Origin of the sequence: Paraburkholderia sp. NMBU_R16 (assembly GCF_013282575.1) — a bacterium.
Taxonomy (GTDB): domain Bacteria; phylum Pseudomonadota; class Gammaproteobacteria; order Burkholderiales; family Burkholderiaceae; genus Trinickia.
On sequence record NZ_JAAAYE010000116.1, the window covers coordinates 1 to 5,711 of the forward strand.

Genomic DNA, 5,711 nt, shown 5'->3' on the forward strand with positions numbered 1-5,711 from the left:
CCCGCAAAGGCGACGGCGAGCCTGGCGTCAAGACCATCTGGCTAGGCATGCAGCGCGTGGTGGATTTTGCTGCTGGTATCAGATACGCGCGTGAGCTCGAGCAGCAGACTTGTGTGTAATGGAATGCTGCAAGCCATCGCCCTAGTTGCCATCAGAGAAGACCAGTAGCGCGCCCTGCGCGCGAGATGTGACCGATAGGGCGAAAGGAATCGTTTGTGAAATGGGCCACCTTTCGCGTTTGGCCCCTTGTGCGTTACGCAGTAACAGAATCGGGTATTGTTACTGCGTAACAATCGAGATTTGAGCATGGGAACAACATCGGCACAGCGACAAGCGAAATACCGTCAGTCTCGTGCATATGCTGGCGACAACGGCGAGCGCCGAATCAATACCTGGGTCTCAAGTGGTACGGCGCTGGCCCTCGGTCGCTTGGCAAAACGTTACGGCGTAACGCAACGTGAAATGCTGGAGCGACTGGTCTTGGCTGCTGATCAGCAGATCCTCACCACGCTTGATCCCGATAGCAGCGAGTGGAAAGAATATTTCACTGTTACTGCGTAACAAATCGATCACCAACCGCGTAATCCGGAAGCCCGTGGAATGCAGCACGCGCCGAGCGTTGCAACGCGGAAACTGCGGTACTCTCCTGCGCTGAAGAACTACCGCCCGACCAGCACCCACGATGACATGCCAGTTCGAATGCCTACCCCTGCGCCTGTCCTTCGCGTAGCGTGCTTTCGCCACGGCGAAAGCGCCGCGAACGCTGGTGACGCCACCGACGATCCGGCGTCCATCCCATTGACCGAAAGGGGGACGCAGCAAGCTATCGCAATTGCCCGGCGCTTTGCCTCTCCTCCGGGCATCGTGATCTGCTCGCCCTTCGATCGCGCACAGCAAACAGCCGCTCCAACGCTCGGTCAATTTCCCTTGACGCCGTGCGAGACATGGCCGATTCAGGAATTTACATATCTCGCGCCTGCGAAGTGTGCAGGCACATCGGCTGCACAGCGTCGCCCATGGGTTGAAACGTACTGGGATACGTCCGATCCGACGCTCGCGGACGGACCAGGGGCTGAATCATTCGCAACGTTCATCGAACGTGTGCGGGCCGCGTTGAGTCGCCTCACGAAACTCCCCTGCTCGTCAGATCTCACGGCGGCGATGTTCGGCCACGGTCAGTTTTTCCAAGCGATGCGATGGTTGATCGAGACCGGCGCTCCAATCATCGATGCCGATGCCATGCGAGCGTACCGACTGATCGATCAGCGAAGCCCTATGCCCAATGGAGACGGCTTTGTCGCGACGTTCGACGGGCGGTTATGGGCGCTTGAACAGGACACGCTGATACGCTGAACACTACCGCCCTGCCACCAGCTCAGCACTAGCTCCACTTTTTCATGATCGCAAGGAGTGTTCACAACACGCAGCTGCTCGAGCTCGGATTTTGTGAACAGTGTGCGTGCGCTGAACAACTACCGGGCACTGGCACTATGCGCTGAAGAACTACCGCAAGCCGATCTCGAATCCGCGTGCTCCGCCGGTAAAAAATTGCGACAGCGCAAATTTCTTGCGCTGTCGCAACTTTTTGAGAGGATCGGCTATCTAGTCGGATCGTCAGGTCCACGCTTGCCGTTCGGTACCGTCGGCCGCTGTATTTCAACCAACCGCGCACCTGCCTTCCCGGGACGATCCCCGGCCGTTGGTTCATATGCAAGCTGAACAGCCGGCATCTGCTTTACCAGATTCACGATTTCGACGGCTAGGGCTCGATCACCTACGTCCTCTGACTCGGCCATAGCACGCGCTATCGCACCATATGCTCGTATCACTTTTTTGTCCGTCTCGATACGTCTGCGGCGCGCTTCATCGCGGATCGGGCTGCGGGCCCGTTCAGGTATCACACCGTGCTTTTCCCGCATGTTCGTCACTGGTTGAGGTATGGCCCGCTTCGCTACGCCCCGCGCCTGCCGACGGGTCGCATTTGCTTCGACGCCGTGATCGCGCAAATGCGAGGCGAACGATTCACGCCAGTCCTGCAAATCTGCCTTTCGCGGATTGAGCCTGGTACCATCATTGGACCGAGCGAGGACGCACAGATGAACATGCGGGTGCGCTTCATCGGTGTGGCATGCAAACACATAACGGAAATTCTCCCCAAATTCCTCGGCAGCAAAGGCGCGCACTGAATCGTGAACAGCGGTTCTATCGGTGCCGGGCGGCATCGAGAACACGACATTGAAAGCCTCCCGGACGCGGCTCTCCTCCGGAATGCCGAATCCACCGTACTGAAGTTCCTTCTTGAGATAACCGATGTCGTCGCGGCCGATTAGCTGGTCGCCGTCCTGGTTTTCAAGCGACACCTCGCCATTGCGCGATATGTAGTCGAGATGGGCCCGAATCGCCCTCATTCCGCGGCCCCCACCGCTAATCTTGACGACCACTTCAGGCGCCTTCCGCGTGGTCGCAACGAGCGTTTGCCGAATCCTAGCTGCGCCTGTCGGCCGGGTCCGTTTGCGGGGCGATCTCCGCCGAGGCGCGAGTGTCACTCCGGTGGCTGCTTTACGTGGTCGGACGACAGGGGTGTCGTTACCGAACAACTCGTCGCCCCACGTGCGTAGTATTCCGTTTACGTAGATCTTCGGTTGAGTCACGTTCCCCAGCTCCCCGCCGCGGCGTTATCGAGTTCGCCCGCCAAATTCGCGCGAATGCGGTCAGTCCCTGCGGCCCAGCAGACGTTCATAGGTAGCTCGCTGGTATGCAGGGATTGGTGAGCTGGTACCTCCGGAAGATCTCGACGAAGGCATCCCTCCGTCGGATACGGATCCGCCGTTTCGGGGCTGAATCCTCGGAGGCAATTGGGGCTGATCGCCGCCACTCCCCCCAAGCCCTATCCGGCTCAGGACGGCTCCAAAGGCCATGGCCGCAGCACCTGAAACCGGAGCGCCGCCGGAGATCCCCGCCGCGACTCCCGGAAGCTGGATAATCAGGATATTGATTCCCCCTGTCAGGGCCAGTAGGTTCATCGCATCCCCCAGTGCATTGGCTGTCGTCGAACTCGCGATCATTTGATCGAAGAACGTCTTGTAGATCGACAGGCAGATCGCCGCCGCTGCCGCCAGGAGGAAAATCAGAAGACTGTAGTTCGCGATCTTTGATGTCCATCCTTCGGCGAATCGTCTCGTTGGCGCAAAGGCGAAACACGCAACAAACAACGGACCAACGGCAAGCATGAGAGCCAACGCGACTTTCGCGAGCAGTAGAAAACCTGCGATGACGAGTTCGGCCACCGCCGCCGATACACCTACAATCAGCGCGGAAACGAGATCGGCATATCCACCTGCCGGAAAAAGATTGGTGCCCCTTTCCCAATACATCTGCATGAGCTGGAATCCCTTGGAATCAAGCTGATCGACTGCAGAGAACACGTTGCTCGTCGAGCCCGGCATCACCGTTTGCACCAGCCCCGTTGTCAACCCGTTGACGAATTCGACGACGTAGGCCTGATAGGCACCCGATCCCAACGCGACCGCGAGTATCGCCGACACCTTGAACGCTCTCTCCGTAAATTGGGGAACCGGCTCGTGGACTTCGCCGCGCATCACCGTCCATCCATACATGAGAATCCAGATCGTCACCGCCGCCGTTACGCCGGGGACGATCGCACTCGCAATCGATGACGAAATCCCGGTCACGTATTTTGAAATTGCGTTGTCGATTGATTCGGAAACAAACTGCCAAAGCTGACCTTGATCCATCGTCACTCTCCCTATTTGTTCAGACCGAATTGGCTAGCAGGTATGGGCGAAAGGTGGTCCTGCGCTCGTTCTTTGCTGGATTCGGTGCTCTCCTTCTGACATGCGGTGAGAGCAACAATCGTGATGCAGATGAGAAGCAGTTTCATTGAACATCCTCCTCGCTGGCACGCAGCCCTGCGTTCGCGCGCCTGGTTCCGACGACGAACGAAACGAACAGCGCTGCCAGGACGTACAGCCCATCGTTGTGAGCAAAGCCGAAAAGCTGGCGAGTACCGAGTACGAGCAGCGCGAAGTACGCCAACATCGATGCGAGATCTCCGATGAAACGGGTAGGTGTATGGGCGAAATAGCCGAGCAATTGGCGATGCCGGACGAGGTAACTCCAGTCGAGGCAATGAACGTAAAACAGGAAGCTCGTAACTGCAAAGATCAGGAGCCAAAGAGAGATCATGGCCGGTCCCCCGAGTAAGCGCCCAGGGGGCGCAAGGGCCGCAGGCCCACCCTTGCAAAACGCGGGTCTTGAGACCTCGCTGGGCGAGGCTCATCGCGTCGCTGAGGTATTGCATGGCAATCCCACACTCCGAGGTCCATGAGAACGTGTTCGAAATCGAGGTCCACGTCCAAATCCAGCAGCGCATCCGCACACGCGTCGATCGACTCGAACCAAACAGGTGATCCGTCGCGAAGCACCGGCGTCGCACCGAACGCACTCATCACATACAAGGCGAAGCCGCGGTACTTATTCGCTCGAAGCAGCAGCGTGGGGACAGGATGCGCGCGACGTCGAATCGCGCCTTTGGGCGTGTCTGGCCGAAACTTCCTAGGAACCAACGTCTTCAGATCAGACCAGTTGTAATGCGGCTTCACCTTCATGCGGACCTCCAAAGTTAGCGGGACCAGCGTTGAACGTTCGATTGAATGAGCGCCCCGACGGTAGCGGTATGGGACTTGATCTCGCGCGCAAGAGACTGCGTAACCTCCGGTCGAACGCGGACGGCCTCGGCCGGTGCAGCGTTCAGTGCGCGCGCGATCTGGTTTAGATTGCGGCCGATAGCGAGCAGTCGACTATTCGACGCCGCCAGTTGCTCGAGCTCCCCTTGCCCGAACTGGGGTGCTCCGGTCAGTTGAGCGCGAATGAGAGCAACGATCCAAGAATTCACGGAAAAGCCCGTAGCCGCCGCGAGTTCCGCGATGGCTTGGTGCTCTCCCGCAGTTAGGCGAACCTCCACTCGAACCTCGGGTGACTTCCGTCACGTCAACCCGTTGCGAGGTCGACGCAAGACGCTCGCGGCCCACTAGTTTCCGAATCACCTGCCTTGTTGCTTCGCTCGGCGATATCCCGCGCGAACGGCAATAGGAAACCCAATCTCGCTTGAGCGGGCCTAGCTGCACGCTAAGCAGACCGGTTGTTTGATTCATGCGGACGCCCCCTCTCTTTGAAGTAAACATCTCTCTTATTAGTCGTTCACCCGTGACCCATGTCCCTGACAACAAGGTTCAGCCTTGAGCTATGTGTAGCGGCGACATGGATCATCCTTGAACCGGGTCATCCCTGACCTGTGTGGGCGTGTAACTTCCAACATCGATCGCGCCCGCGCGTTCGAGTAACGAAACGAGTTTTTTCCGCATATTTGGATGCATCTGATCGAGCGCATCCTGCACATTGATGACGACGCCGCCCGTAGCCACATGGTTGATGTTCACTTGCACGCGCTCAATGTGAACGCTCGGCGGGATGCTGCCCGCCTTGAGAACATCCGCCGTCGGCTTGACGAGCGCTGGTACATACGACCAGGACGCCATCGCTGTGTGCTTCCCCGACCCGTCGTGGGCTCTGTCGCATTAACGAGGACGAGTAGAATCGGTGCGAATTGAAACGCAGGACATCGATGATGGCAAAGACGAAGAAAGCTCGCTCAACGTTGCCCACCGGCGCGGGCAGCGTGCTGAAGCGGC

8 protein-coding genes are annotated in these 5,711 nt (G+C 58.4%); 3 read left to right on the forward strand and 5 right to left on the reverse strand.

Going from position 1 to position 5,711, the window contains the following annotated elements; translation table 11 throughout:
* The 3 genes from GWC77_RS26725 to GWC77_RS26735 form a co-directional block, all read left to right on the forward strand.
* A partial coding sequence (locus GWC77_RS26725) for an IS4 family transposase (protein WP_173259959.1) occupies nt 1-119 on the forward strand: 119 nt, incomplete at its 5' end.
* Nucleotides 120-306: 187 nt separating this feature from the next.
* Nucleotides 307-561 (forward strand): hypothetical protein, encoded by a 255-nt coding sequence (locus tag GWC77_RS26730; RefSeq protein ID WP_173262219.1) that lies wholly within the window; start codon nt 307-309, stop codon nt 559-561.
* A gap of 39 nt (nt 562-600) precedes the next feature.
* Entirely contained in the window at nt 601-1,353 is a 753-nt protein-coding gene (locus tag GWC77_RS26735) for a histidine phosphatase family protein (RefSeq protein ID WP_217283424.1), read from the forward strand.
* A 245-nt stretch (nt 1,354-1,598) separates the two neighbouring features.
* Here the strand turns inward: GWC77_RS26735 and GWC77_RS26740 are convergent, their stop codons facing one another.
* The 5 genes from GWC77_RS26740 to GWC77_RS26760 form a co-directional block, all read right to left on the reverse strand.
* Nucleotides 1,599-2,441: a relaxase/mobilization nuclease domain-containing protein gene (locus GWC77_RS26740; RefSeq protein WP_217283425.1), complete on the reverse strand. Its 843-nt coding sequence runs from the start codon at nt 2,439-2,441 to the stop codon at nt 1,599-1,601.
* Between the two features lie 270 nt (nt 2,442-2,711).
* Nucleotides 2,712-3,755 (reverse strand): type IV secretion system protein, encoded by a 1,044-nt coding sequence (locus GWC77_RS26745; RefSeq protein ID WP_173262226.1) that lies wholly within the window; start codon nt 3,753-3,755, stop codon nt 2,712-2,714.
* A 142-nt stretch (nt 3,756-3,897) separates the two neighbouring features.
* Nucleotides 3,898-4,206 carry a hypothetical protein gene (locus GWC77_RS26750; RefSeq protein WP_173262230.1) on the reverse strand — a complete coding sequence of 103 codons (309 nt, stop codon included), beginning with the start codon at nt 4,204-4,206 and terminating at the stop codon, nt 3,898-3,900.
* A 436-nt stretch (nt 4,207-4,642) separates the two neighbouring features.
* On the reverse strand, nt 4,643-4,915 hold the full coding sequence (gene mobC / locus GWC77_RS30410) for a plasmid mobilization relaxosome protein MobC (RefSeq protein ID WP_217283426.1): 273 nt from the start codon (nt 4,913-4,915) through the stop codon (nt 4,643-4,645).
* A 370-nt stretch (nt 4,916-5,285) separates the two neighbouring features.
* Nucleotides 5,286-5,558 (reverse strand): hypothetical protein, encoded by a 273-nt coding sequence (locus tag GWC77_RS26760; protein WP_173262235.1) that lies wholly within the window; start codon nt 5,556-5,558, stop codon nt 5,286-5,288.
* Nucleotides 5,559-5,711 lie beyond the last annotated feature (153 nt).